General features: G+C 70.5%; 22 protein-coding genes and 1 pseudogene. 13 read left to right on the top strand and 10 right to left on the bottom strand.

The window, feature by feature from the left end:
- Positions 1-67 precede the first annotated feature (67 nt).
- A complete protein-coding gene (locus J2X41_RS19630; RefSeq protein ID WP_310084654.1) occupies positions 68-670 on the top strand; it encodes a hypothetical protein in 603 nt (200 codons plus the stop codon).
- 4 nt (positions 671-674) lie between these two features.
- Here J2X41_RS19630 and J2X41_RS19625 read toward each other — a convergent pair whose 3' ends face one another.
- Positions 675-1,028 carry a hypothetical protein gene (locus tag J2X41_RS19625; protein WP_310084653.1) on the bottom strand — a complete coding sequence of 118 codons (354 nt, stop codon included), beginning with the start codon at positions 1,026-1,028 and terminating at the stop codon, positions 675-677.
- Positions 1,029-1,091: 63 nt separating this feature from the next.
- Between J2X41_RS19625 and J2X41_RS19620 the strand changes: the two genes are divergently transcribed.
- The 3 genes from J2X41_RS19620 to J2X41_RS19610 all read left to right on the top strand — a co-directional run bounded on the left by J2X41_RS19620 (position 1,092) and on the right by J2X41_RS19610 (position 4,328).
- The gene (locus J2X41_RS19620) at positions 1,092-1,562 is read left to right on the top strand and encodes a MarR family winged helix-turn-helix transcriptional regulator (RefSeq protein WP_310084651.1); all 471 of its coding nucleotides are present in this window, start codon (positions 1,092-1,094) and stop codon (positions 1,560-1,562) included.
- Positions 1,563-1,681: 119 nt separating this feature from the next.
- Positions 1,682-3,769 (top strand): cell cycle histidine kinase CckA, encoded by a 2,088-nt coding sequence (cckA, locus tag J2X41_RS19615; protein ID WP_310084649.1) that lies wholly within the window; start codon positions 1,682-1,684, stop codon positions 3,767-3,769.
- Positions 3,770-3,932: 163 nt separating this feature from the next.
- Positions 3,933-4,328, top strand: coding sequence for a hypothetical protein (locus tag J2X41_RS19610; RefSeq protein WP_310084646.1), 396 nt, complete (start codon positions 3,933-3,935; stop codon positions 4,326-4,328).
- Here J2X41_RS19610 and J2X41_RS19605 read toward each other — a convergent pair.
- Complete coding sequence (locus J2X41_RS19605) at positions 4,289-4,819, bottom strand: GNAT family N-acetyltransferase (protein WP_310084644.1); 531 nt, start codon at positions 4,817-4,819, stop codon at positions 4,289-4,291. The genes J2X41_RS19610 and J2X41_RS19605 overlap by 40 nt on opposite strands.
- A gap of 71 nt (positions 4,820-4,890) precedes the next feature.
- Between J2X41_RS19605 and J2X41_RS19600 the strand changes: the two genes are divergently transcribed.
- The 4 genes and pseudogenes from J2X41_RS19600 (at position 4,891) to alaS (ending at position 10,307) form a co-directional block, all read left to right on the top strand.
- On the top strand, positions 4,891-5,268 hold the full coding sequence (locus J2X41_RS19600; RefSeq protein ID WP_310084641.1) for a nuclear transport factor 2 family protein: 378 nt from the start codon (positions 4,891-4,893) through the stop codon (positions 5,266-5,268).
- Between the two features lie 130 nt (positions 5,269-5,398).
- Complete coding sequence (locus J2X41_RS19595; RefSeq protein ID WP_310084638.1) at positions 5,399-7,228, top strand: DUF885 family protein; 1,830 nt, start codon at positions 5,399-5,401, stop codon at positions 7,226-7,228.
- Positions 7,229-7,340: 112 nt separating this feature from the next.
- Positions 7,341-7,490: pseudogene (locus tag J2X41_RS25355) on the top strand (transposase family protein); the annotation flags it as partial.
- A 168-nt stretch (positions 7,491-7,658) separates the two neighbouring features.
- On the top strand, positions 7,659-10,307 hold the full coding sequence (gene alaS / locus J2X41_RS19585) for an alanine--tRNA ligase (protein ID WP_310084721.1): 2,649 nt from the start codon (positions 7,659-7,661) through the stop codon (positions 10,305-10,307).
- A 728-nt stretch (positions 10,308-11,035) separates the two neighbouring features.
- Here alaS and J2X41_RS19575 read toward each other — a convergent pair.
- The 5 genes from J2X41_RS19575 to J2X41_RS19555 all read right to left on the bottom strand — a co-directional run bounded on the left by J2X41_RS19575 (position 11,036) and on the right by J2X41_RS19555 (position 16,020).
- On the bottom strand, positions 11,036-12,655 hold the full coding sequence (locus J2X41_RS19575) for a GMC family oxidoreductase N-terminal domain-containing protein (RefSeq protein WP_310084632.1): 1,620 nt from the start codon (positions 12,653-12,655) through the stop codon (positions 11,036-11,038).
- A gap of 49 nt (positions 12,656-12,704) precedes the next feature.
- Positions 12,705-14,201 carry a TIGR01777 family oxidoreductase gene (locus J2X41_RS19570; RefSeq protein ID WP_310084628.1) on the bottom strand — a complete coding sequence of 499 codons (1,497 nt, stop codon included), beginning with the start codon at positions 14,199-14,201 and terminating at the stop codon, positions 12,705-12,707.
- Positions 14,198-14,905 carry a DUF4166 domain-containing protein gene (locus J2X41_RS19565; RefSeq protein ID WP_310084624.1) on the bottom strand — a complete coding sequence of 236 codons (708 nt, stop codon included), beginning with the start codon at positions 14,903-14,905 and terminating at the stop codon, positions 14,198-14,200. The genes J2X41_RS19570 and J2X41_RS19565 overlap by 4 nt, the downstream gene beginning before the upstream one ends.
- 65 nt (positions 14,906-14,970) lie before the next feature.
- Positions 14,971-15,546 (bottom strand): MarR family transcriptional regulator, encoded by a 576-nt coding sequence (locus J2X41_RS19560; RefSeq protein WP_310084621.1) that lies wholly within the window; start codon positions 15,544-15,546, stop codon positions 14,971-14,973.
- 84 nt (positions 15,547-15,630) lie between these two features.
- On the bottom strand, positions 15,631-16,020 hold the full coding sequence (locus J2X41_RS19555) for a VOC family protein (protein ID WP_310084618.1): 390 nt from the start codon (positions 16,018-16,020) through the stop codon (positions 15,631-15,633).
- Positions 16,021-16,186: 166 nt separating this feature from the next.
- Between J2X41_RS19555 and J2X41_RS19550 the strand changes: the two genes are divergently transcribed.
- The 5 genes from J2X41_RS19550 to J2X41_RS19530 all read left to right on the top strand — a co-directional run bounded on the left by J2X41_RS19550 (position 16,187) and on the right by J2X41_RS19530 (position 20,013).
- On the top strand, positions 16,187-17,680 hold the full coding sequence (locus tag J2X41_RS19550) for an amino acid permease (protein ID WP_310084615.1): 1,494 nt from the start codon (positions 16,187-16,189) through the stop codon (positions 17,678-17,680).
- 85 nt (positions 17,681-17,765) lie between these two features.
- Positions 17,766-18,155 (top strand): hypothetical protein, encoded by a 390-nt coding sequence (locus J2X41_RS19545; protein WP_310084613.1) that lies wholly within the window; start codon positions 17,766-17,768, stop codon positions 18,153-18,155.
- A 2-nt stretch (positions 18,156-18,157) separates the two neighbouring features.
- Positions 18,158-18,316, top strand: coding sequence for a hypothetical protein (locus tag J2X41_RS19540; protein ID WP_310084612.1), 159 nt, complete (start codon positions 18,158-18,160; stop codon positions 18,314-18,316).
- 133 nt (positions 18,317-18,449) lie between these two features.
- Positions 18,450-18,950: a hypothetical protein gene (locus J2X41_RS19535; protein ID WP_310084609.1), complete on the top strand. Its 501-nt coding sequence runs from the start codon at positions 18,450-18,452 to the stop codon at positions 18,948-18,950.
- Between the two features lie 292 nt (positions 18,951-19,242).
- Complete coding sequence (locus J2X41_RS19530) at positions 19,243-20,013, top strand: class I SAM-dependent methyltransferase (RefSeq protein ID WP_310084606.1); 771 nt, start codon at positions 19,243-19,245, stop codon at positions 20,011-20,013.
- Between the two features lie 240 nt (positions 20,014-20,253).
- On the opposite strand, the gene J2X41_RS19525 is transcribed toward J2X41_RS19530, so the two are convergent.
- The 3 genes from J2X41_RS19525 to J2X41_RS19515 are packed head-to-tail and all read right to left on the bottom strand — an operon-like array spanning position 20,254 to position 24,665.
- The gene (locus J2X41_RS19525) at positions 20,254-22,578 is read right to left on the bottom strand and encodes a CHASE2 domain-containing protein (RefSeq protein ID WP_310084604.1); all 2,325 of its coding nucleotides are present in this window, start codon (positions 22,576-22,578) and stop codon (positions 20,254-20,256) included.
- Positions 22,579-22,581: 3 nt separating this feature from the next.
- Positions 22,582-23,949: a FecR domain-containing protein gene (locus J2X41_RS19520; protein ID WP_310084602.1), complete on the bottom strand. Its 1,368-nt coding sequence runs from the start codon at positions 23,947-23,949 to the stop codon at positions 22,582-22,584.
- Positions 23,946-24,665, bottom strand: coding sequence for a response regulator transcription factor (locus J2X41_RS19515; protein WP_310084599.1), 720 nt, complete (start codon positions 24,663-24,665; stop codon positions 23,946-23,948). The genes J2X41_RS19520 and J2X41_RS19515 overlap by 4 nt, the downstream gene beginning before the upstream one ends.
- Positions 24,666-24,675: the final 10 nt, after the last annotated feature.

Below are 24,675 nucleotides of genomic sequence, written 5' to 3'. Positions count from 1 at the left end.
TGTCCTTGGGGGCAATGGTTGCCCCCGCGCCATGAGCCGGGATCAAGGGGAGGGGACAATGGCAAGGTTGGCGCTGTTCGTGGTCGGGCTGGTGATCGGCGCGGCGGGCGTGACGGCGTCGGCGGCCGGGCTACGCGATCCGGTGGACGCGTCGGCCCATGTCGCTCGCGAGTGCCGCCTGATCGCCGCTCTGGAGCACGAACGGATGGGCTATGAGGTCCTGCGAGCACGGGACACGCCCTTGCCCTACCAGGTCTTCCGCGCTCAGCGGGTGATCGGCGCGCCGAAGGCCTTCGAGCCCAGGAGCTGGCGCTGGAAGCTCATCGACCGGCTACTGGCGCGTCAGGGACGCAAGGCCGTGGCGCCGATCGATTGCGGAGCCGCTCTCGACGCCGCCAAGGTTCCGGCTTCAGTTCTGTACCTACCCGGCAAACCTCGCTCGGTCCTGCGCTCGGCCTATTCCCGTGCGGCATTCTGGCCGGGCGACCGCTTCGCACTGGTCAGTTGGCGGTCGTGCGATCTGTTGCCCCAGGGCTGGAGCCAGGAGACCCAGGCGATGCTATTGCGCCGCGACGGCGAGAACTGGCGACAGGTCGAGCATAAGGATCAGACTCTGCTCTTGGTGACACAGCCCTACAACGGTCGCGCCATGCCCTGCTTCGCCGACTGAGACCTCAGGCAATGTACCGCGCGGACACCATTCCGACGACGGCGATCATCAGCAGGCCGGCGGCGATCCGCTGGCTGCGAGCGGGGTTCGCCCGGTCGGCCAGTTGGACGATCAAGGCGGTTAGAGAGGCGATGATGGCGACCATCAGCACCTGTTCGGTGCGTCCAAAGGCGCCGCCATGCACCCAGGCGCCCAGGCCCGCGCCGGTCAGCACGGCGACGACGGCCGCGCCGATCTGCGGCCGACGCAGGGCCTCGATGCCGACTCCGCCGGTCCGGGCCAGGACGAAGGTCGTACCGGCCCAGAAGATGGCGGCCAGCACGTGGAACGACAGCAGCAGGATCAATCCGATGTTCATGACGGGCTCCTCTCGTGAACCGCCGTTCTGGCGGCGCGATATAGATAGACATCGAATCATTCGATGTCTATCTATCGAGTCATGAGCACCCCAGGTCCGCCGTCCGCCCCGCCGATCGGCTTCGTGCTGTCCCAGGTCTCCAAGGCCGTGGCCCGGGCCTTCGACGAGGCGATGAACGAAGCGGGCGGTTCGCTGCCGACCTGGCTGGTCCTGCTGTCGCTGATGCCCGGCGGCGATCGGCCTCAGGCGGATCTGGCCCTGGCCGTCGGCGTCCAGGGGCCGACCCTGACCCACCACCTGAACGGCCTGGAAGCCCAGGGCCTGATCATCCGTACCCGTGACCATGCCGACCGTCGCGCCCACCGGGTGGCCCTGACGCCGGAGGGGCGGGCGATGTTCCTGCGCCTGCGCCAGACGGCCGAGCGCTTCGACGCCCGCCTGCGCGGCGACCTGACCGGCCAGGAGACCGACCTGCTGCGCAACCTGCTGAACCGCCTGCGCGCCAACGTGGCGGACGAGGTCCGGCGACCATAATCCCGTCACGGAATCAGGAATCGATCACGGATCGCGCTCCGCGAGCGGGTTGGGGCTATCCTATCCCGCGAATCGATGGGCTGGATGCCCGCAAGGCTGCAGAAGGATTTCGGTCGACCATGACCGAGACGCCCATGAAAGACCTTTCCGGCGAGGCAAAGCGTCGCCCCGACCTGCTGATCTGGGGCGCGGCGGTGTTCCTGGTCCTGGCCGCCGTGTTCGCCGCCGCTCCCGCCCTGCGGGCCGGTCCCGCCACCCTGGCGGGCCTGCTGCTGCTGGGCGGCGTTGCTGGCGTGGCGATCCTGGGCCTGGTGGCCATCCGCGCCTCGACCGCGGTCGGCGATCCTGATCCCGAGGGCGCCGAGGCCTTCGTCGAGGCCCTGCCCGAACCGGCGGCCGTCACCGCCGCCGACGGCCGGCTGCTGGCCGCCAACGCCGCCTGGGTCCAGGCCGTGGGCGACGCCCGCCGCCTGCCCCGGGGCGCGGCCGGGGCTCGCCTGTTCGCCGCCCTGGTCAAGGCCCGCGACGGCCAGCGCGCCGAGGGGACGCTGATCATCGCCGGCCAGGAGCGCCGCGCCGAGGCCGCCCGCCTGCGCGGCGACCGCCTGCTGGTCCGCCTGCCGGCCGTGGTCGAGAAGGAGGTCTACGTCCCGACCGCCGCGCCCGCCCCGGTGGTCGCCCAGTCCGCCCCCGCCCCACGCACGCTGGACGCCTTCTCCGGCGCCTCGCCGTTCGGCGCGGCCCTGCTGGAGGGGCTGGACCCGTTCAACTCGCGCGTCCTCGAGGCCAATCCGGCCCTGGCCGCCATGACCGGCGCCGTGCCGTCGGGCACGCTGTTCGGCGCCCTGATCGACCCGCCGTCCCGCGCCGAGGCCGAGACCCGCCTGGCCGAGGGCAAGAGCGGCCCGTTCGAGGTCCGCCTGGCCCGCGACCCGACCCGCATCGCCCACCTCTATCTCTACCGCGCCGAAGGCCGGCTGGTGGCCTATCTGATCGATGTCTCCGAGCAGAAGCAGATGGAGCTGCAACTCGCCCAGGCCCAGAAGATGCAGGCCATCGGCCAGTTGGCCGGCGGCGTGGCCCACGACTTCAACAACCTGCTGACCGCCATCCAGCTGCGCCTGGACGAGCTGCTGCACCGCCACCCGGTCGGCGATCCGTCCTACGAAGGCCTCAACGAGATCCGCCAGACCGGCGTGCGCGCCGCCGACCTGGTCCGCAAGCTGCTGGCCTTCAGCCGCAAGCAGACCGTGCAGCGCGAGGTGCTGGAGCTGGGCGAGCTGATCAGCGAGTTCGAGGTCCTGCTGCGCCGCCTGCTGCGCGAGGACGTCAAGCTGATCACCGACTACGGCCGCGACCTGCCGCAGGTGCGGGCCGACAAGAGCCAGCTCGAGACCGCCGTCATGAACCTGGCCGTCAACGCCCGCGACGCGGTGCGGGCGGCCAAGGGCGGCGGCGTCGTGCGCATCCGCACTGCCCGTCTGTCCCAGGACGAAGCCCAGTCGCTCGGTTTCCCCGGCGCCGAGGGCGACCAGGCCTTCATCGAGGTCAGCGACGACGGCCCCGGCATCCCGCCCGAGGTGATGGGCAAGATCTTCGATCCGTTCTTCACCACCAAGCCGGTGGGCGAGGGCACGGGCCTGGGGCTGGCCACGGTCTACGGCATCGTCAAGCAGAGCGACGGCTGGATCCACGTCCACAGCCGTCCGGGCGAGGGCGCGGCCTTCCGGATCTTCCTGCCCGTCTATGAAGCCACCCCGGCCCAACAGGCCGCCGCCGCGGCCGCCCTGGCGGTCGCCGAACCGGCCAAGCCGCGCCCGCCCCGCGACCTGTCGGGCGCCGGCCGCATCCTGTTCGTCGAGGACGAGGACGCCGTGCGCGGCGTCGCCGCCCGCCTCCTTCGAGCCAGGGGCTACGAGGTGCTGGAGGCCAGCGACGGCGAGGAGGCCCTGATCATCGCCGAGGAGCACGCCGGCACCATCGACCTGTTGATCAGCGACGTGATCATGCCGGGCATCGACGGCCCGACCCTGCTGAAGAAGGCCCGCGCCTATCTGGGCAACGCGCCGGTGATGTTCATCAGCGGCTATGCCGAGGCCGAGTTCAGCGACCTGCTGGAAGGCGAGACGGGCGTGACCTTCCTGCCCAAACCGATCGACATCAAGACCCTGGCCGAGCGAGTGAAGCAGCAGCTGCAGGCGGCCTGACTGGCGCGAAACGGGAGCGGGCGGCCGACCGCACCTTCGGTTGCTGTCGGTGATCCGGCGCTTGAGGCAAGTTGCCGTCGGGATTCGTGTCGCCGTCGGGGGCAGCTTGCAACTTCACACCATAGTCTCTCTCGGCCTGGCCGTGGGAACCGCGGGCTTGGCCTTGAAGTACGGCGACCAGACCGCGCGAAGGATGGGTTGCGCGTTCCTGGCGTCCTGGGTGACCTCCCTGGCCGTCAACAACGCCAGCACCCGGGACACAGGCTTGGCGATGTTCTGCGTCGACAGCGCGACCCTGGTCTATTTCGTCTGGGTTTCGCTGCGGTCCCGACGGATCTGGACGGTGGTCGCGGCGGCCTTCATGACCCTCATCGTGGCCTCCCACGTCGCCACCGCGATCGATTTCCGGCTGGCGATCAACACCTTCCGGCTGAGCATGGCGCTCTGGAGCTACGGCATCCTCGCCTGCATCGGGTTCGGAACCTGGTCGAGCCAGAGGGAGCGGTCCGCCGCGCCGTCTCACCCTCGCCGCAGCAGCACCGTTGGCGCGTCGCGATAGGTGGTGCGCGCCACCTCCAGGAAACCCATCTTCCAGGCCAGCTTCAGGGACGGAGCATTGTCGGGGTCGATGATGCAGACCACCGGCGCGTCGCCCCATTGCTCGCGGGCCCAGGATAGGGCGCCCACGATGGCCTCGCTGGCGAAGCCCTTGCCGTGGGCCCAGCTGGCCAGGGCCCAGCCCATTTCCGGGACGCCGTCGATCGAGGGCTGAAGGCCGCGGCGGAAGTCGGCGAAGCCGAGCTCGCCGACATAGCGGCCGCTGGCGGTCTCGCGCGCCGCCCAGTAGCCGTAGCCCAGCACCGCCCACAGCCCCCGGGCCCGCAGCAGGCGCTGCCAGCTCTCCTCGGGCGTCGAGGTGCGGCCGCCGATGTGGCGGGTGACCATCGGGTCGCTCCACATGGCGGCGCTGTCCTCGAAGTCAGACGCCTGGGGCGGGCTGAGCGTGAGGCGGGCGGTGGTCAGGGTCGGCGGGGTCGCGGACGGAATCATCGAGGTCCTGTTCGGCTTTGCACGGCCAGCCTATACGGGCTGGCGTCGCCCGCCAGACCCGGAAAGACCGCATGACCGCGCCGCAAGACGCCATCGCCGCCCGCCGCAAGCTGACCAACAGGCTGATCGCCGGCAAGGACGCCCGCCGCCTGGCGCCGTTCTTCGCGCCGGACGTCAAGGTGATCGTCGGCGACGGCTCGCTGATCCTGGGCGCGCGCGACGTCCTGGAGGCCTTCGCCAGCCAGTTCGCCGACCCGGCCTTCGTCGCCTATGTTCGCACCACCGACCGGATCGAGCTGGACGCCGCTGGCCAGCGCGCCGCCGAGCACGGGACCTGGGTCGGGACGACGCGCGGCGCGGCCGACACCAGCGGGTCCTATCTGGCGACCTGGCGCAAGGTCACCGGCCAGTGGGTGATCGAGAACGAGCTGTTCGTGACCTTGAGCTAGACGCGGTTCTCGGCCGCACGAAACGTGCGCTCCGCCGCAAGATGACGGGAAATTAATGCCAGCGCCGTTGCCCAGGGGGAAAAGGCCCTCTACCCCTTGGCGTCCGAAGATCCAGGGAAGGGGCCCCGCCTTGCAAAACCGCCGTCAGATGCTGCTGTCCACCGTCGCCGTCGGCCTGGCGGCCGCGACCCCAGGCCTCGCCCTGGCTCAGGCCGCGCCGGCCTCCGGCGAGAGCGCCAAGCTCAACGCCCTGTTCGACGCCATCATGGCCAAGCAGCTGCGCCAGTCGCCCGAGACGGCCACGGGCCTGGGCCTGGACGTCGGCGACCTGGCCTGGACCAAGTCGCAGCTGGGCGACCGCTCGTTCGCCGCCATCGCCGCCGGGATCGCCCAGACCAAGCAGCAACTGGCCGACCTGCGCGCCATCGACCGCAAGCAGCTGACCGGCATGGACGTGGTCAACTACGACACGGTCGAATTCACCCTGGCCGTGCAGGACGAGGGCAACAGCAAGTTCACCTACGCCGGCGGCGGTTCGGGCGCGCCCTACGTGCTCAGCCAGCTGACCGGTTCTTACCAGTCCTATCCCGACTTTCTCGACACCCAGCATTCGATCGAGACCAAGGCCGACGCCGACGCCTATCTGTCGCGGATGGAGGCCTTCGCCCGGCTGATGGACCAGGAAGCCGCCATCGCCGCCCGCGACTACGCCGACGGCGTGATCCCGCCGGACTTCGTGATCGACAAGGCCCTGGTCCAGATGAAGGCCTTCGCCGGCACGCCCACCGCCGAGGCGCCGCTGGTGCTGTCGGTGGCCCGCCGGACCAAGGACAAGAACATCCCCGGCGACTGGGCCGGCGAGGCGAGCAAGATCTACGAGAACTCGGTGCTGCCCGCCCTGAAACGCCAGATCGCCCTGCTGGAGAGCGTCCGCCCCAAGGCCACCCACGACGCCGGCGTCTGGCGCCTGAAGGACGGCGGCGACTACTACGCCGTGTCGCTGAAAAACTACACGACCTCGACCCTGACCCCCGACGAGATCCACCAGCTGGGCCTGGACCTGGTGAAGTCGATCTCGGTCCAGGCCGACAAGCTGTTCAAGAGCATCGGCATGTCCAAGGGCACGGTCGGCGAGCGGATGGCCGAGCTGGGCAAGGACATCTACGACAACACCGACGCGGCCAAGGAACAGCTGATCAAGGACCTGAACGTCAAGGCGGCCTGGATCCAGAAGCAGCTGCCGGCCTATTTCGGCGCCCTGCCCAAGGCTTCGCTGGAGATCCGCCGCGTGCCCAAGGCCATCGAGGCCGGCGCGCCGGGCGGCTACTACAACTCGCCCTCGCTGGATGGCAAGCGCCCGGGGATCTACTGGATCAATCTGCGCGACACCAAGGAGCAGGCCAAGTACACCCTGACCACCCTGACGGTGCACGAAGGCGTTCCCGGCCACCACCTGCAGCTGTCGCTGTCGAACGAAGCCCAGGGCCTGCCCCTGCTGCGCAAGACGATCGGCAATTCGGGCTACGCCGAGGGCTGGGCGCTCTATTCCGAAGAGCTGGCCGTCGAGATGGGCATCTACAAGGACGATCCGCGGGGCCACATCGGCATGCTGCACGACGCCCTGTTCCGGGCCGTCCGCCTGGTGGTCGACAGCGGCATGCACTACAAGAAGTGGACCCGCGAGCAGGCCGTCAAGTACATGGCCGAGACCATGGGCGACGAGGAAAGCGGCACGATCACCGAGATTGAACGCTATGTGGTCTGGCCGGGCCAGGCCTGCAGCTACATGATCGGCAAGATCACCTGGCTTCGGGCCCGTGAGCGCGCCAAGAAGGCGCTGGGCAAGGCGTTCGACATCCGCCAGTTCCACGACGCCGGCCTGCTGGCGGGCATGACCCCGCTGACCGTGCTTGACCGCGTGATTGACAGCTACATCGCCAAGACCAAGGCGGGGAAGTAAAAGGAAAGCGTTTTCCCTCCTCTTTATGGGTCTTTATGGGGGCCCTGGCAGCGCCAGGGTCGGATGGGGTTTGCTGACACAGCGAACAAACTCGCGGAAACGCCCTGCACCGATCCCCCACCCGACGCGCTACGCGGGCCACCCCCACGGGGCTGATCCGCGCGGCATCAATGCGCGGCATGATCTGGCCTCGATCCTGTTTGTGGCGCTGGCGGCGACGCTTTGCGGGACCAAGACCTGCGTGGACATCGCCGACTTCGCCGCATCGCGACCGCGTCCTCCACGGAGGCAGGCCCTGGCGCGCCTCCAACACGCTTCCGCGCCCGGTGACCACCAAGGCGATTTCCACATCGCTTGAAACCGCGCTATGCAGCCCCGACTTCCGGTTCGACCGGACCCAGTACGAACACCCGAGACGCCGATGACCAGCCTGCCCAGCCTCAACGAGATCCGCAGCACCTTCCTGAACTATTTCGGCGCGGCCGATCACGCCATCGTCCCGTCGGCGCCGCTGGTGCCGCAGAACGATCCGACCCTGCTGTTCGTCAACGCCGGCATGGTGCCGTTCAAGAACGTGTTCACGGGCGCCGAGACCCCGCCGCATCCGCGCGCGACCTCGTCGCAGAAGTGCGTCCGGGCCGGCGGCAAGCACAACGACCTGGACAATGTCGGCTACACCGCCCGCCACCACACCTTCTTCGAGATGCTGGGCAATTTCTCGTTCGGCGACTACTTCAAGGAACAGGCGATCACCCACGCCTGGACCCTGCTGACCCGCGACTTCGCCCTGCCCAAGGACAAGCTGCTGGTCACCGTCTACCACACCGACGACGAGGCCGCCGATCTCTGGAAGAAGATCGCGGGGCTGGACGACGGCCGCATCATCCGCATCCCGACCAACGACAATTTCTGGTCGATGGGCGACACCGGCCCCTGCGGCCCGTGCTCGGAAATCTTCTTCGATCACGGCCCCCATATCGCCGGCGGCCCGCCCGGCAGTCCCGATGAAGACGGCGACCGGTTCATCGAGATCTGGAACCTGGTGTTCATGCAGTTCGAGCAGATGGCCGGCGGCGAGCGCGTCTCGCTGCCCAAGCCGTCGATCGACACCGGCATGGGCCTGGAGCGCGTCGCCGCCGTCCTGCAGGGCGTGCACGACAACTACGACATCGACCTGTTCAAGGCCCTGATCGCCGCCAGCGTCGAACTGACCGGCGTCAAGGCGCAGGGCGACCAGGCCCCGTCGCACCGGGTGATCGCCGACCACCTGCGCTCGTCCTCGTTCCTGCTGGCCGACGGCGTCACCCCCTCGAACGAAGGCCGCGGCTACGTCCTGCGCCGGATCATGCGCCGGGCCATGCGCCACGCCTATCTGCTGGGCGCCAATGAGCCCCTGATGCACCGCCTGGCCCCGACCCTGGTGGCCGAGATGGGCGCGGCCTATCCCGAGCTGCGCCGCGCCGAGGCCTCGATCGTCGAGACTCTGCGCCAGGAGGAGGAGCGCTTCCGCGTCACCCTCGGCCGCGGCATGGGCCTTCTCGACGAAGCCACCGCCAACCTGGCCGCCGGCGGCGTGCTGGACGGCGAGACCGCCTTCAAGCTCTACGACACCTACGGCTTCCCGCTGGACCTGACCCAGGACGCCGTGCGCGCCAAGGGCATCACGGTCGACACCGACGGCTTCGACGTGGCCATGGATCGCCAGCGCACCATGGCCCGCGCCAACTGGGCCGGCTCGGGCCAGCAGGGCGCGGCGGCCGCCTGGTTCCCGATCCGCGAGGCCAACGGCCCGACCAGCTTCGTCGGCTACGACACCACGGAGACCACCGGGACCGTCAAGGCCATCGTGCTGGACGGCGCGCCCGTCGAAGCCGCCCCGGCCGGAGCCACGGTCGACGTCCTGCTGGACCGCACCAGCTTCTACGCCGAGAGCGGCGGCCAGGCCGGCGACACCGGGGTGATCGAGGCCGGCGGCGTCGAAAGCCGCGTGGTCGACACCCAGAAGCAGGCCGGCGACCTGCACGTCCATCGCGTCGAGCTGGCCGGCCCGCTGAAGGTCGGCGACCCCGTCGTGGCCTCGGTGGACGCGGCCAAGCGCACCACCACCCGCGCCAACCACTCGGCCGCCCACCTGGTGCACGCCGCCCTGCACCACGTGCTGGGCCCTCACGTCGCCCAGAAGGGCCAGATGGTCGACGGCGACCGCATGCGCTTCGACTTCAGCCATGGCGGCCCGCTGAGCGCCGACGAGATCGAGCGCATCGAGGCCGAGGTCAACGCGGTGATCCGCCAGAACGTCCCGGCCCAGACCCAGGAGATGGCGCCGCAGGAGGCCATTGAGGCCGGCGCCGTGGCGTTGTTCGGCGAGAAGTACGGCGACAGCGTCCGGGTGCTGACCCTGGGCGAGTCCCTGACCGAGGCCGGCAAGGCCTATTCGGTCGAGCTGTGCGGCGGCACCCACGTGGCCCGCACCGGCGACATCGCCCTGTTCAAGATCGTTTCCGAGCAGGGCGTGGCGGCCGGCGTGCGCCGTATCGAGGCCCTGACCGGCGAGGCGGCCCGCCGCTTCCTGCTGGACCAGGCCGGCGTCGCCAAGGCCCTGGCCGACCAGTTCAAGACCCCGGTCGCCGAGGTCCTGGCCCGCGTCGACGCCCTGGTCGCCGAGCGCAAGGCCCTGGAAAAGCAGCTGGCCGAGGCCAAGAAGCAGCTGGCCCTGGGCGGCGGCTCGGGCGGCGGCGCGGCGGGTCCTGAAGACGTCGCGGGCACGGCCCTGATCGCCCGCGTCCTGGACGGCGTCGGCGGCAAGGAGCTGCGCGGCGTGGCCGAGGAGTTCAAGAAGCAGCTGAGCTCGGGCGTCGTGGCCCTGGTCGGCACGACCGACGGCAAGGCCGCCGTCACCGTCGCCGTCACCGCCGACCTTACGGCCAAGTTCAGCGCCGCCGACCTGGCCAAGGCCGCCGTGATCGCCATGGGCGGCCAGGGCGCCGGCGGCAAGCCCGACTTCGCCCAGGGCGGCGCCCCGGACGCCACCAAGGCCCAGGATGGCCTGGCCGCTATCAAGGCGGCCCTGGCGGGGTAATCGCCCCGGCGACCCTCGTCCCGGACGGTTCGGCAAGCCGCCGAGCCGTTCCATCGTTCGCCTGACGTCGACGCCGATCCGGATATGGCGATCGTTGGCAGGGGGGCGGACGTCGGGACCTGCTCCCTCTCCCATGGGGAGAGGGTCGGGGTGAGGGGCTACGGGGCCAGACGGAGTGCCGGCACGCCGTCAAACCTCATAACCCCTCACCCTCCCGCTGCTGCACAGCGGGCCCCTCCCTCTCCCTATGGGAGAGGGGTCAACTTTCGACTAGGATCGCAAGCGGGCGCTCGACTTAGCCTGTTGGCGCTGCCATCCCGGCGTTGTTGAGCCGTATCAGAAGTATTGCAACCCACCCATGAGATTGGTCGTTGAGAGCGGCCCAGATCGGCCAGCTGGGGGCGGCCTCGATTGAATGGAGAATTGTCCAATTCAGTCCGAAAGCGGTGTCGCCATTTGCCGGCAAGACTGACAAAAGCGCCCATACCTCTTCCTCTGAAAGGGGCGAGACGAGTCGGTCCAACAAGCCCTCCGCCACTTCAAGAGAGGCTTGATCAAGGCTGTCTGTAAGCTGCGGCGTGGTCGTAACCAGCCGTGTGACCGCGTCCTGCATGGTTGCCTCGTCCCTCCTTCAGCAGATACGCAAGCCCGCGAGTCCAGTCCACCGTAAGGTCCGATGGGGCCTATGCCGACTTCACTCTGTTCCCGTTTCCGACCCTCTGCCCCTATCACCGCCGATCCTCCAGGATCATCGCCGCGCCCTTCTCGGCGATCATCACGGTAGGGGCGTTGGTGTTGCCGGAGGTGATGGCCGGCATCACCGAGGCGTCCACCACGCGCAGGCCCCGCAGGCCGCGCACCCTCAGGCGCTCGTCCACCACCGCCAGCGGCTTGTCGGCCGTCCCCATGGCCGCCGTGCCGACCGGGTGGAAGATCGTGGTGGCCAGGGCCTTGGCCGCCGCCAGCAGGTCCTCGTCGGTCTCGATCGCCGCCCCGGGCCGGAACTCCTGGGGCGCGTAGCGGGCCAAAGCGGGCTGGCCGGCGATCCGGCGCGCCCAGCGCAGCGAGGCGACGGCGACGTCGCGGTCCTCCTCGGTGGTCAGGTAGTTGGGATCGATCCGGGGCGGGTCGGCCAGACCCGGCCCCGACAGGCCGACGCTACCCCGGCTGGTGGGGCGCAGGTTGCAGACGCTGGCGGTGAAGGCGCCGAACCGGTGCAGGCCCTCGCCCCAGCGGTCCAGGCTCAGCGGCTGGAAGTGGAACTGCAGGTTCGGCGTGGCCCGGCCGGGGTCCGAGCGGCAGAACATCCCCAGCTGCGACGGCGCCATGGTCAGCGGGCCAGACCGGCGCAGCGCGTAGTCGACGCCCATGGCCAGGCGCCGGGCCAGGTTGGCGTAGTCGGTGTTGAGGGTGCGCACGCCGGAGACCTTGTAGACCGGCCGGATCTGCAGGTGGTCCTGCAGGTTGGCGCCGACCCCAGGCAGGGCATGCCGCACGGCGACGCCGGCGCGCGCCAGGCGTTCCGGATCGCCGATCCCCGACCGCTGCAGGATCAGCGGCGAGCCGATCGCGCCTGCGGCCAGGATCAGTTCGCCGGCCACCCGGGCGGTCAGGACCTGGCCGCCGCGCACGGCGCGCAGACCCGTCACCCGTCGTCCGTCCAGCTCCATCCGCTGGACCTCGACCCCGGTCTCCAGCCGCAGATTGCCCCGCGCCAGCACGGGTTTCAGGAAGGCCGAGGCGGTGCTCCACCGCCGGCCCGCCCGCTGGTTGACCTGGAAATAGGACGAGCCGGAATTGTCGCCGCCGTTGAAATCCTCGACCATGGGAACGCCCGCCTGCCGCCCGGCCTCGCGGATGGCGTCCAGGATCTCCCAGCGCACCCGGGGATGCTCCACCCGGTATTCGCCGCCCGACCGGTGATGTTCGCCGCGCGGCGCGATGTGGTCCTCGTGGCGCAGGAAGAACGGCAGGACGTCGGCCCATCCCCAGCCCACCAGCCCGTTCTGTCGCCAAGCGTCATAGTCCTGGGCCTGGCCGCGCATGTAGATCATGGCGTTGATCGACGAGGAGCCGCCGATCACCTTGCCGCGCGGATAGGCCAGGGCCCGGCCGTCGAGGCCGGGCTGGGCGATGGTCTCGAACAACCAGTCGGCGCGGGGATGGCCGATGGCGAACAGGTAGCCGACGGGAATGTGGAACCAGATCCAGTCGTCGCGGCCACCGGCCTCCAGCAACAGCACCCTGACCGAGGGATCAGCCGACAGGCGGTTGGCCAGCACGCACCCGGCCGAGCCGGCGCCCACCACCACATAGTCGAACGTTCCCAGGTCGGTCTCGTCCGCCATCGCGCCGGCTCCTCCTTGCGCCGCGCCTTCGTCGGGCCGGTCGAAGCGCTCAGGCTGAGGCAAGCGCGCCGCGTTGGGAAGCCTCCAGCTTAGGGCGCCGTGTCCGGTTGCCGACGAGATCGTCCAGCGCCCCGTCCAGCGCGGGGTGGACGAACCGGAAGCCACTGGCCAGCGCGGCGGCGGGCGTGACTCGCTGGCCCTTCAGCAGCAGCTCGTCGGCGAAGGCGCCCAGGGCCAGCCGCAGGGGCGCGGCCGGGGCCGGCAGCAGGGCCGGGCGGTTCAGGGCGCGGCCGAGCGCGCGGGCGAAGGCGGCGTTGCGCACCGGCTCCGGCGCCGTGCCGTTGAGCGGTCCCGCCAGGCCCGGCGTGGCGATGGCGTGGGCGATCAGGCGCACCAGGTCGTCCAGGTGGATCCAGCTCATCCAGTGGCGTCCCGCCCCGAACGGTCCGCCCAGGCCGAACTCGAACGGCGTCAGCATGCGCGACAGGGCCCCGCCGTCGAGGGCCAGGACCAGGCCGATGCGCAGGCGCACCACGCGTACGCCCAGGTCCTCGGCTTGCTGGGCCGCGCGCTCCCAGCGCCGGCAGACCGTGCGCGAGAAGCAGTCGAGCCCGTCGGCGGTCTCGTCCAGCACCTCGTCGCCGCGCAGGCCGTACCAGCCGATCGCCGAGCCGTTGACCAGCACGGCTGGCCGGCGGTCCAATCGGGCGATCAGGGCGACCACGGCCCGGGTCACCGCCAAGCGCGAGCCGACGATCCGCCGGCGCTTGGCGGGCGTCCACAAGCCATCGGAGATCGGCTCGCCGGCGAGGTTGACGATGGCGTCGATCCGCGCGTCGTCGGTGATCTGGTCCAGGTCGGTGACGATGCGGATCGGGGCCGGCAGGCCGGCGGCGGTGGCGCTGTCGCGGGTCAGGGCGGTGACCTCGTGTCCGGCGCCGACCAGGGCCGCAACCAGGCGCCGGCCGATCAGGCCCGTGGCGCCGGTGACCAAGACCGACTGTCCGGACGGCAGGGCCGCGACCAGCGGAACGGGATCGCTCGCCACGATCCGCCCGGCCCGCGCCGCGGCGGCCAGGTCGCGCAGGCCGAACAGCACCACCGCCAGGGCGGCTAGGGCGCACAGACCGCTCCAGGCGCCATAGGCGGCGGGGACCAGCGCGGTCGGACGCGTCGCCCAGCCGGCCAGGACCGGCAGGACCAGCGCCAGGAACACGCCGTAGTTCAGGGTCAGCAGGGTGTGGGTGATCCGTTCGCTGGCCGGCAGCTTGCGGGTGCGGTCCTCCTCAACGAAGTCCCACAGGGTCAGGACCAGCTCGCCCAGCATCAGGGCGATCAGGGCGATCGCCAGCGCGCCTTGCGGCCGGCTCCAGCCCAGCAGCAGGAACATCGCCGCATAGGCCAGGTTGCGCACGCCGTGCAGCCGCAGCTCGCGGGCCTGGGACGGCCGCCAGGCCAGGCGCTCGGTCAGTTCGTGGTGGTAGAGGGTGTCGAACCCGCCCATCGCCACCTGGATGAACACCAGGGTCCAGATCAGATCGGTCATCGGCGGGTCTCCTGGAGATAGGCCGGCCGCTCGCGGAACATCCCGACCTGGCGAAGCATCTGGCCCAGCAGCGGGTGGCGCAGGTCGAGCACGAAGGCGAAGCCGCCGTCGCCCTGGTCGACGTGGCTGATGGTCAGGGCGCCCGGAGCCAGCCAGGCCGGCAGGCGCAGGCGCAGCCCCAGCCGCGCCGGGCCCAGCGCCAGGAAGTAGCCGTGGCTGTGGAAGTGCAGCGCGGTCTCGTCGGCGCTGACCGCCAACGCGATGCCGAAGCCCCAGCCCAGATATTCCTCCAGGCCCGTGGGGCCGGCGAAGCGCTTGCTGCTGTGGATCACCTGCGGGAAGCCGTGGGCCCGGTTGTACATCCGGGTCCAGAACTGGCCGCCGGCCGGGCCGTCCTCGGTGACCGTCACGACCGCGGCGACGCCCAGGTCGTCATGGAGGGGCAGGGGCGCTCCGATCAGGCGGCACAGCTGGGCCAAGACGCGGCCGGCCCCATTCCGGCGGCTCTCGGTGATCTCGCCGACATAGGTCACAGCCATGCCGGGGCCCAAGCGCTTGCTGAACCGGTCGCGCACGGCCTGGGGCAGGCGGTTCCAGCCGGCCTCGCCCAGCAGGGCGCGGAAGCGCAGGTCGCGCAGGTCGGCGGGCGCGGGCGGTGGAAGGTCTTGGTCCGGCGCCGGGCGGGCTTCTGCGATCCTGTTCATGACCAACTTCCTCTTCCGGTCTTGCCTGTTATTTCTGTCCAAAGAGAAATTACCGGCGAAATTTTTTAGGTCGTCCTGTCCGGCTTGCCGCGACCCATGCCCAGCAGGCCGACCACCTTCGAGCCCATCTTGATCAGCGACATCAGGGTGCTGGGCGGCACGCTCAGCATCTGGCCGTACCAGCTGTCGATCGTGGTGACGAAGCTATGCATCTCGCTCAGGCGCTTGCGGGCGACCTTACTGAGGGTAGGGTCGTTCTCGGCCGCCGCCAGGACCGGGCCCAGCGCCTCGACCATCGGGTCGATCTCGCGTTCCTTTCGGCCCTGGGCGATGCGGGTCAGCATCTGCCACAGATCGGCTTCGGCCTCGTAGTGGTCGCGCCGGTCGCCCAGCTGGGGCACGCGGCGGATCAGCTTCCAGCCGATCAGCTCGCGGATGCTGTTGGAGACGTTGGAGCGAGCCATGCCCAGGCTCTCGGCGATGTCCTCGGCGGTCATCGGCCGGTCGGCCAGGTAGAGCAGGGCGTGGATCTGGGCGACGGAGCGGTTGACGCCCCACTGCCCGCCCATGTCGCCCCAGCGCAGGACGAACTGCTCGACCGCGGCGGGGAGGCGCTTCGTATTGTCTGCAATTTCTGTCATGACAGAAATATAGAGACAGGTTGAGCGATCGTCAACCGGACCCGCCGGCCCGGACATCGAGGGCCAAGGCGGCCTGGCCCGAGGTCAGTCCGTGGCCGGATTGGCGATTTCCACCAGGTTGCCATCCGGGTCGCGCACATAGATCGACAGGATCGGGCCTGTCGCGCCGGTGCGCCGCACCGGGCCTTCCTCGATCGCCACGCCCAGCGCTTCGACATGGGCCGCCACCTGCTCCAGCGGCGTCGCGGCGAGGAAGCACAGGTCCGCCGAACCGCGTGTCGGCCGCAGGGCCTTGGGCTCGAATTCGTGTCCGGCCTGGTGCAGGTTGATCTTCTGGTCGCCGAACGTCAGCGCCTTGCGCCCCTGGCCGAACGTCTCGAGCCGCATGCCCAGGACGTCGCGATAGAAGGCAATGGTCCGGTCCAGGTCGGCGACGGTCAGCACCAGGTGATCGAGACGGTCGAGGACGATCATGCCGTTTCCCTTGGCAGGCGCGGTCTCAATCGGCCCCGACCACGCCAGGCGGCGCCGAAATAGTGAACGCCGATCGATCAAAGACGAAATTCGTGATCACGAAGGCTCGTCGTCGCCGGTGAACCGCGCAAGCGTGACTCGGGACAGTGGCGAGAAGGGGACGGTCATGAGCGAGGAAACCGCCGGCGGCGGCGTCAGCTACGAGAAGGTCGACGACGCCTATTTCGACAAGCGCGGACTCAAGCGCTATGCGGGGGTGTTCTCGCTGTGGGCCCTGGGGGTGGGGGCGGTGATCGCCGGCCAGTTCTCGGGCTGGAACCTGGGCATGGGGACCGGCGGCTGGGGCGGCATGCTGGTCGCCACCCTGATCATCACCGTCATGTACCTGGGCCTGACCTTCTCGATCGCCGAGATGGCCGCGGCCCAGCCGCACACCGGCGGCGCCTACAGCTTCGCCCGCGCCGCCATGGGGCCGTGGGGCGGCTTCATCACCGGCCTGTGCGAGAATGTCGAATATGTGCTGACCGCCGCGGTGGTCTGCTTCTTCATCGGCAGCTATCTGGGCGGCATCTTCGAGACGCCGGCCTGGGTGCAGCCGCTCTACTGGATCGGAGCCTACGCCGTCTTCGTCGGGCTGAACGCCGGCGGGGTGGCGATGTCGTTCAAGTTCACGGTGTTCATCACCCTGCTGGCCCTGGCCTGTCTGGCGGTGTTCTGGGTCAGCGCCCTGCCGCACGCCGACTTCTTCAAATACGCCATGAACGTCGGCCCGGGCGGGGCCGAGCTGAAGGACGGCCACGGGCCGTTCCTGCCGGCCGGCATCGGCGGGGCCCTGGCCCAGCTGCCGTTCGCGGTCTGGCTGTTCCTGGCCATCGAGCAACTGCCGCTGGCGGCCGAGGAGTCGCACACCCCGGCCCGCGACCTGCCCAAGGGCATCATCCTGGGCATCTCGACCCTGATCGTCTCGGCCCTGCTGGTGCTGTGGCTCAACAGCGCCATTTCGCCGGGCACCTTCGCCCTGGCCAAGTCGGGCGAGCCGATCCTGGAAGGCTTCCGCACCATCTATGGCGGCGGCCTGGCCAAGGTGCTGGCGGCGGTGGCGGTGGCCGGCCTGGTCGCCAGCTTCCATGCGGTGATCTTCGCCTATGGCCGGCAGATCTATTCGCTGTCGCGCGCCGGCTACTTCCCCCGCGCCCTGTCGGTGACCCACGGGGTGCGCAAGACCCCGGACGTGGCCCTGATCACCGGGGCTGTGGCCGGCCTGGCGGTGATGCTGGCGGTGTGGTTCATCCTCGGGGCCGAGAAGGGCGCGGCGGTGATCGGCGGCACGCTGCTGAACATGGCGGTGTTCGGGGCCATGCTGTCCTACCTGGCCCAGGGCCTGTCGTTCATCCTGCTGCGCCGCAAGTTCCCCAACCTGGAGCGCCCCTACAGGAGCCGCTTTGGCCTGACCGGGGCGGTGCTGACGGTGGCCATCTCGCTGGTGACGATCTTCTACCAGCTGAAGGACCCGATCTATCGCACCGGGGTGATCGGGGTGGCGATCTGGTTCGCGGTCGGCATCGCCTATTTCGCCCTGTTCGGGCGCAAGAAGCTGGTGCTGTCGCCGGAGGAGGCCTTCGCGATCAGCGGCGGCAAGGCCGCCTACGAGACGCACTGACAAGCCGGCGCGCCCTTTCCGGGACGTCAGGTCAATGTAACGCATTGTAAAAACCGGAGTTCGCCCTCTGGTGGATTGACGGTCCATGGCCTTTAAATCCGTCCCGCAATTGTCGGGGGTCGGATCGATGGCTTGGTCGGAGGCCGGAAGGCGGAACCTGGAGAGGGTCGCGAGCGGGGTCGCGATCCTCAACCCGCTGGTCGGCGAGATCGCCGAGGCCTTGCTGGACCTGGGCGGCGCGGCCCATCGCGACCTCGTCGTGGCCTATATCGCCAAGCGCCGGGGCGTGTACCGGCCGTCCGAGGCGATGCGGCGCGAACTGGACGAGGCCTTCGCGGCCTATTGCCTGGGCGCCAGCGACCCGCGGGCCGCCAACCTGCTGCACCTGCCCTATGGTCCGCACAGCCAGCGCTGGGCCTTGACCGACCACGCCTACGGCATGATGCGCGGCCGGGCGAACGCCGGGGTCCGTTGACGATGGAACTGGCCCTGCGCGCCCTGGCCGACCGGCTCGGCCTGGACCCCGCCTTTCGGCGCCCGCGCCTGCTGCTGGTCGCCTCGCTGCTGAGCCTGGTGCTGTGGAGCGTGATCGCCTGGGGGCTGTCGTGGCTGGTCGGGCGGATGGTCCACGGCTAGAGCATCGCGCGGAAAAGTGGATGCCGATTTTCCGCAAAAGCGATGCGAAAACAAAAATCTAGAGCAAGCCGAGCGATTCCCAAATCGCACGGCTTGCTCTAGGATGGCCGCCAAGGGCCGTCGGGGGTTTTCCATGCGTATGTTGTCGATGACCCTGGTCGCGGGGCTGCTGCTGGGCGGCTGCGCGACGCCCCCGCAGGTGGCGCACGAGGGCGATCTGGGCGTGCTGGCGGGACAAGCCGTCGCGATGCAGGCCGCAGGGCCCGCCGACCCCGACCACATCCTGGTCCAGGCGATCCAGGCCCGGGCGGCCAGTCGCATGGGCGAGGTCGGCGCCGTCCGGCCGGGGCCCATGCCGGCCCGCTACCGGTTGCAGGTGACGGTCGGGACCTCCCCGGCCGGGGTCGGGATCTCCACCGCCGTCGGCCCGCAGGTCGGGGTCGCGCCCTGGCGCAGCGCCCCGACCCGGCTGCGCCCCTGGTCGCGCCGTGGACCGGTCCGCACGGCGGCCCTGGCGGTGCTGGACCTGTCGAGCGGCAAGGTCGTGGCCTGGGCGACGGTCCGCGCGTCGAGCGACGATCCCATCGACCTGGCCGACCGCCTGGTCGCGGCCCTGAAGCCGGCCCAGACGTAAGGGGCGGCGTAGTCCGCGGGCCGGCGACCTTGAACGGTTGTCATCCCGGAAGCTTCGCAGAGGCTGTCCGGGACCCAGGGGACTGGGCAGATTCGGTGTGGTTCACCTGGATCCCGGCTCTACGCTTGGCTACGGCCGGGATGACAACATCGTGTGGATCGGAAGACGAGACCTAAGGGCCGCCCGCAAGCTATCCCCAGCTTCTCCCGGAAAACGCGCGGGGATCTCGAATACCGATGTTCACCCGGGCGATGCGACGCGCTATCGAGGGGAAACAAAGGTGAGGAAGCCCATGACGTCGCGGTCCTTGATCTCCGTCCCCGGCCTGGCGGGCTGGGCGGTCGCCCTGGCGCTCGGCCTGTCCGCCGCGCCCGGCTTCGCCCAGGTCCCGGCCAACCTGACGGCCGCCCTGGCCGACCCAGCCCGGCCGACCGCCGACACCGCCCGCGACGCCGCGCGCCATCCGGCCGAACTGCTGGCCCTGGCCGACATCAAGCCGGGCGGCAAGGTGGCGGACTTCATCATCGGCGGCGGCTATTTCACCCGCATCCTGTCGGCGGCGGTGGGCCCGACGGGAACGGTCTACGCCTACCAGCCGGCCGAGTTCATCAAGTTCCAGGCCAAGTACGGCGACGACCTGAAGACCGTCGCGGCGGCCTACAAGAACGTCACCCCGCTGGATGGTAGCTTGACAGGCCTGGACCTGCCCGACGGCCTGGATGCGGTGATCACCGTCCAGAACTACCACGACCTGCACCTCAAGCCGTTCCCGGCCGACACCGCCGCCAAGGTCAATGCCGAGGTGTTCAAGTCGCTGAAGCCGGGCGGGGTGTTCCTGGTCGTCGACCACTACGCCGCCGACGGCTCGGGCCTGTCGGCTGCGGACACCCTGCACCGGATCGACATCGCGGCCGTCAAGTCCGAGGTCGAGGCCGCCGGCTTCAAGCTGGCCGCGGAAAGCCCGCTGCTGCACAACCCCGCCGACCCACGCACCGCCAGCGTCTTCGACCCCGCCATCCGCGGCAAGACCGACCAGTTCGTCCTCAAGTTCGTCAAGCCCTAGGGGAGGGGAGGAGGGGACACGCCCGCGCCGGGCGTGTCCTTTTCAATGGTCCTCCCCCTGTGGGGGAGGCGATCGCGGAGCGATCGGTGGGGGGAGTTTTGGGATCGTCGATCCGGGATCCGGCCATCGGCCGATCACTCCCCCCTCCGTCGCCCTTTGGGCGACACCTCCCCCACAGGGGGAGGATCTTGGATGCACGGCTCCGTTCCTGCCACGCACGGCCTTGAAGGTCGTGCCCGCCTAGGCCGGCATCTCCGGCAGCCGCAGCGTGAAGGTCGCGCCGCCGCCGGGCGTGCTTCGGCAGCTGACCCCACCGCCGTGCCGGGTGGCGGCGGCCTGGACGAAGGCCAGGCCCAGGCCCGCACCGCCGGCGGCCTCGGCGCCCGGGCGGTCGAAGCGCTGGAACGGCCGGAAGGCCAGGGCCGCCTCCTCGACGGTCAGGCCCGGTCCCTGGTCGGCCACCGACAGGTCGACATAGGTGCGGCCGCCGTCCAGCACCGTGGCCGCGCGCACCATGATGGTCGAGCCGTCCGGACCGTACTTCACCGCGTTGCCGATCAGGTTGACCAGGGCGCGGGCCAGCACGCCGCGGTCGCCCAGGGCCATCATCGGCCCGTTGCAACCCTCCTGGCGGATCTCGATATGGCGCTGGCGGCACTGGGGCCACAGCTCGTCGATCGCCTCGACCGCCACGTCGCACAGGTCGACCGGCTCCATCGCCGTCTGGGTGACCTCGGCGCGGGCCAGTTGCACGAAGCCATCGGCCAGGGCCAGGGTGCGCCGGGCATAGGCCGCCAGGCGCTCGGACAGCTCGGGCGGCAGGCCGGGCGTCGTCGCCAGCAGGGCCAGGATCGAGGTCTGCGGCGAGCGCATGTCGTGGGTCAGCAGCTGCAGCGCCTGCTCGCGCTGGCGCATGGCGGCGGTCAGGGGCGTGATGTCGGCCAGGCGCACGATCCAGCCCGCGCCGTCCCCCGCCTCGTCGCGCCGGAACACGGTCTGGATCTGGAAGGCGCGACCGTCGGCCAGGTGCAGGTCGATCGGATGGCCCCCGTCGCCCTCGGCTGGCCAGCTGGCCGGAAAGGTGCGGCCCAGGGGCGACAGGGCGTTGAGGACGTCGGCCAGGCCGCCGCCGTCCAGCACCGGGCGGCGATCGGCCAGCAAGGCCTGGGCCGCGGCGTTGGCGGCGATCACCCGCCGCTCGGCGTCGGCCACCAGGGTGGCGTCGGGCAGGCTGAACAGGGCGTCGGCCGAGAACCGCCGCAGGTCGTCGATCCGGGTGATGGCCGCGCCGAGGCTGAGCGCCTGGCGGGCGACGAGGTCGCTTTCGAATTCGGCGTCGGCATGGACCCCGCCGGTCGGATCCACCGCGCGCAGGCGGTCGAGCTGATGGCCTAGCAGATCGTTGACCCGTCCCAGCCGACCCCAGCCCCAGACCAGGGAGACCAGGCCCATGCCGATGATCGCCGCCACCGGCGACAGCCACAGGTGGCCCCTGGAGAACAGGGCCGCGCTGGTCCCCAGGGCCGCGGCCAGCAGCACCGCCAGCAGCAGCAGGCTGGCCCGGGGCGGCAGCACCAGCAGCCCGGCCAGCAGCAGCCACAGCAGGCTGAGGGCGAAGACCAGCCGCGCGGCCAGGCCGGCCTGCCGGATCATCGTCCCGCCGCGCAGGCCGTCCAGCACGCTGGCCTGCAGCTGCACGCCGGTCATGCTAGCGGCGTCGGGGGTGACCGGGGTGGGGAAGGCGGGACCCAGGCCCGGCGCGGTCAGGCCGACGAACACCGTCCGGCCAGCGATCAACTCGCGCGGCACCTCGCCGGCCAGGACGCTGGAAAAGGCCACCTGGCGATAGCGGTCCGGTGGGCCCGCGAACGGGATCAGCAGGGTCGGGGCCTCGCCGCGCGTGGCGTCGGGGGCGTCGAACGGCTTGGTGGCGCGGTGGACCACGGTCATCAGGTCGGGCGCCAGGCGCGAGCCGTCGGCCTCGAACGGCGCCATGCGGCGGACCATGCCGTCGCGGTCGAACCGCACGTGCACCAGGCCGACGGCCGCCGCGCCCTGGGCGATGCTCGGCATCGGCCCGACCAGGGTTGGCGGCGCGCCCTCCTGGGGCGAAGGCTCCAGGAACTGCGGCAGGTAGACCTTGCCCGAGCGGGCGACGGCGGCGGCCAGGGCGTCGTCGGCGGCGGGGTCCTGGGACGGCTGGCCGAACAGCACGTCATAGACGATCGCCTTGGCGCCGGCCTGGCTGAGCCGGTCGATCATCTGGGCATGGCGCGCGCGGTTCCACGGCCAGGCGCCCAAGGCGCGCAGGCTGCGCTCGTCGACGCCGACGATCAGGATCGAGGAATCGACCGGCCGCTCCGAAGCGCGCACCAGCCGATCGTAGAGGATGTTGTCCAGCCGCGTGGTCAGCGAACTGGCGGTCAGGCCGGCCAGGGCCAGGCCGGTGAGGACGGTGACGATCAGCCAGCGCGCCAGCCGCCGGCGCGGGGATCGCGGCGGTCCGGGCCTCAGCCGCCGAAGCGGCGCCAGGCGGGAGAGCGGCGCAGGGGGAAAGGTGGCCAAGGCCTAGCTTCCGATCTTCAGCGACTGCAGCGGCGCGACCTTCTCGGTGACGATGCCGTTCTTCACCCGCGTGGCGCTGATCCGCCAGCTGTAGAGGCCCGGCGGCAGGTCGGTCAGGGTCAGCTGCGGCGCGACCAGGCCCGGCTGGTCGACGATCGGCTTGGTCGGTTCGGTCCCGGCGAACAGCTGGAAGCGGAAGCTGCGCACGCCGCCGCCCGCCGCGCTCCAGCGGAACAGGAAACGGCGATGCTTGCCGCTGACCTCGGCGACCGGCGGAGCGCCCGGCTCCAGCAGGTCCAGGTCGCGGTCGAAGCTGTAGTCGGCGGGCGCGCCCTCCAAGCCGGCGGGGTCCAGGGCGGTGACGCGGACGAAATAGACGCCGTCCTCCAGCGGACCGAAGTCGGCCGTGGAGTCAGCCTGGGTCGCCTCGGCGAACAGGTCGACGAAGCCGGCGTCGTGCGACAGCAGCAGCCGGTAGCCGGCGGCTCCGGCCTGGGGCTGGACGGCGAAGCGCACGGTGCGGCCGGTCTGGTTCTGGCCGGCCTCGTCCAGCCGGGGCGGGGGCAGCAGGGCGACGGGGGCGCTGACACCGGCGATCCCCGGCGTAACAGTGACGCCGAAGCCGGCCGGGACCGGCGGCCCGGCGGGGGGCGCTTCGCCAGGGCCCACGCCGACCGCGCCCTTCAGCACCTCGGTCCGGGCCCGACCCTCCGACGCCGCCACCCGGAATTCGGTGCCGCGCACGGCCGAGATCGACACCGGGGTGCGCACCTCGAAGCGGGCGTTGGGATTGGGGTTGGGTGTCGCCTGGATGGCGCTGCGGCCTTCGTCCAGCTTGAACACCCGCTGCGGGGCGTTGGTCAGCACGACGCTGCGCAGCCGCACCACGCGCATGGCGGTGTTGGAGGGCAGGGTGACGCGCGAGGCGTCCTCCATCTCGAACGTCGCGAAGGCGCCGGGGCCGGTGATCACGCGCTGGCCTTCCCGAAGGGGCATGCCCGTCTGGGCCGGGGCCCGACGGCCGTCGGTCTCGATCTCGACCCTGCCGCTGAAGGCGCTGAGCCGGGCGTCGATCGGCACGGTCTTGAGCAGGTCGGCGTCGATGGTCAGGGTCTTGCCCACCGGCATGACGCGCGGCCGGCTGATCTGGTTGGCGCGCTGCACATGGCGATAGTCGTTGACCTGGCGCAGATAGGCGCGGCCCAGGTCGAACAGGGTGTCGCCACGTCGCACGACATAGCGGACCGGCGGGTCGGCCGGGCTGGCCACGGGCTTGGAGGGCTTCGCCGGGGCCCGCGGCGCGCACAGGGCCGGGCCGGACGCCAGGGCCAGGACGGAGGCCAGGGCGAACAGCGAAGGTCGAAGAATCATTCAGCGGCTCCGGACGCGGCGTCAGCCTCGGGCTCGCAGACTTCCAGGCGGTAGCCGAACCCATAGACCGTCGTCAGTCTAAAGCCGTTCGCGGGGCGCAGGTGAAGCTTCGATCTCAGGCGCGAGACGTGGGCGTCCAGGGTGCGGGTCTCCAGGTCGGGCCGTTGGCCCCAGACCCGGCGCAGCAGGTATTCGCGCGACAGCGGCCGGGCCAGGTTGTTGAACAGCAGGGCCGCCAGCTGGAATTCCTTGGGCGTCAGGGTCTCGACAGTATCGCCCCAGCTGACGGTCTGGGCGCCGGGGTCCAGGCGATAGGGGCCGTGCTGCTCGACCTGGGGCACGGCGGTCGGGCGATAGGCGCGCCGGGCCAAGGCGTTGACGCGGGCCAGCAGCACGGGCGGCTGCAGCGGCTTGACGATGTAGTCGTCGGCCCCGGCGTTCAGCCCCTCGACCAGGTCGGCCTCGACCGAGCGGCTGGTCAGCAGCAGTACCGGCGGCGACGGGCTCAGCAGCTCGCCGACCCGGCGCAGGGTCTCGATGCCGCTGAGCTCGGGCATGTTCCAGTCCAGGATCAGCAGGTCGAAGGTCTGGCGGCGCAGCTCGGCCAGCAGGCGCTCGGGGCGGGTGAAGCTGGTGCAGTCATAGCCCGCCGGCCCCAGTAGGGCGGCGACCAGCGCGTTGTGGCTGTCGTCGTCGTCGAGCAGGGCGACTTTCATGCGTTCACTT

Origin of the sequence: Caulobacter sp. BE254 (genome assembly GCF_031457295.1) — a bacterium.
Classification (GTDB): domain Bacteria; phylum Pseudomonadota; class Alphaproteobacteria; order Caulobacterales; family Caulobacteraceae; genus Caulobacter.
Note: the sequence above shows the minus strand (reverse complement) of the source record. Positions and strands in the feature narration are given on the sequence as shown.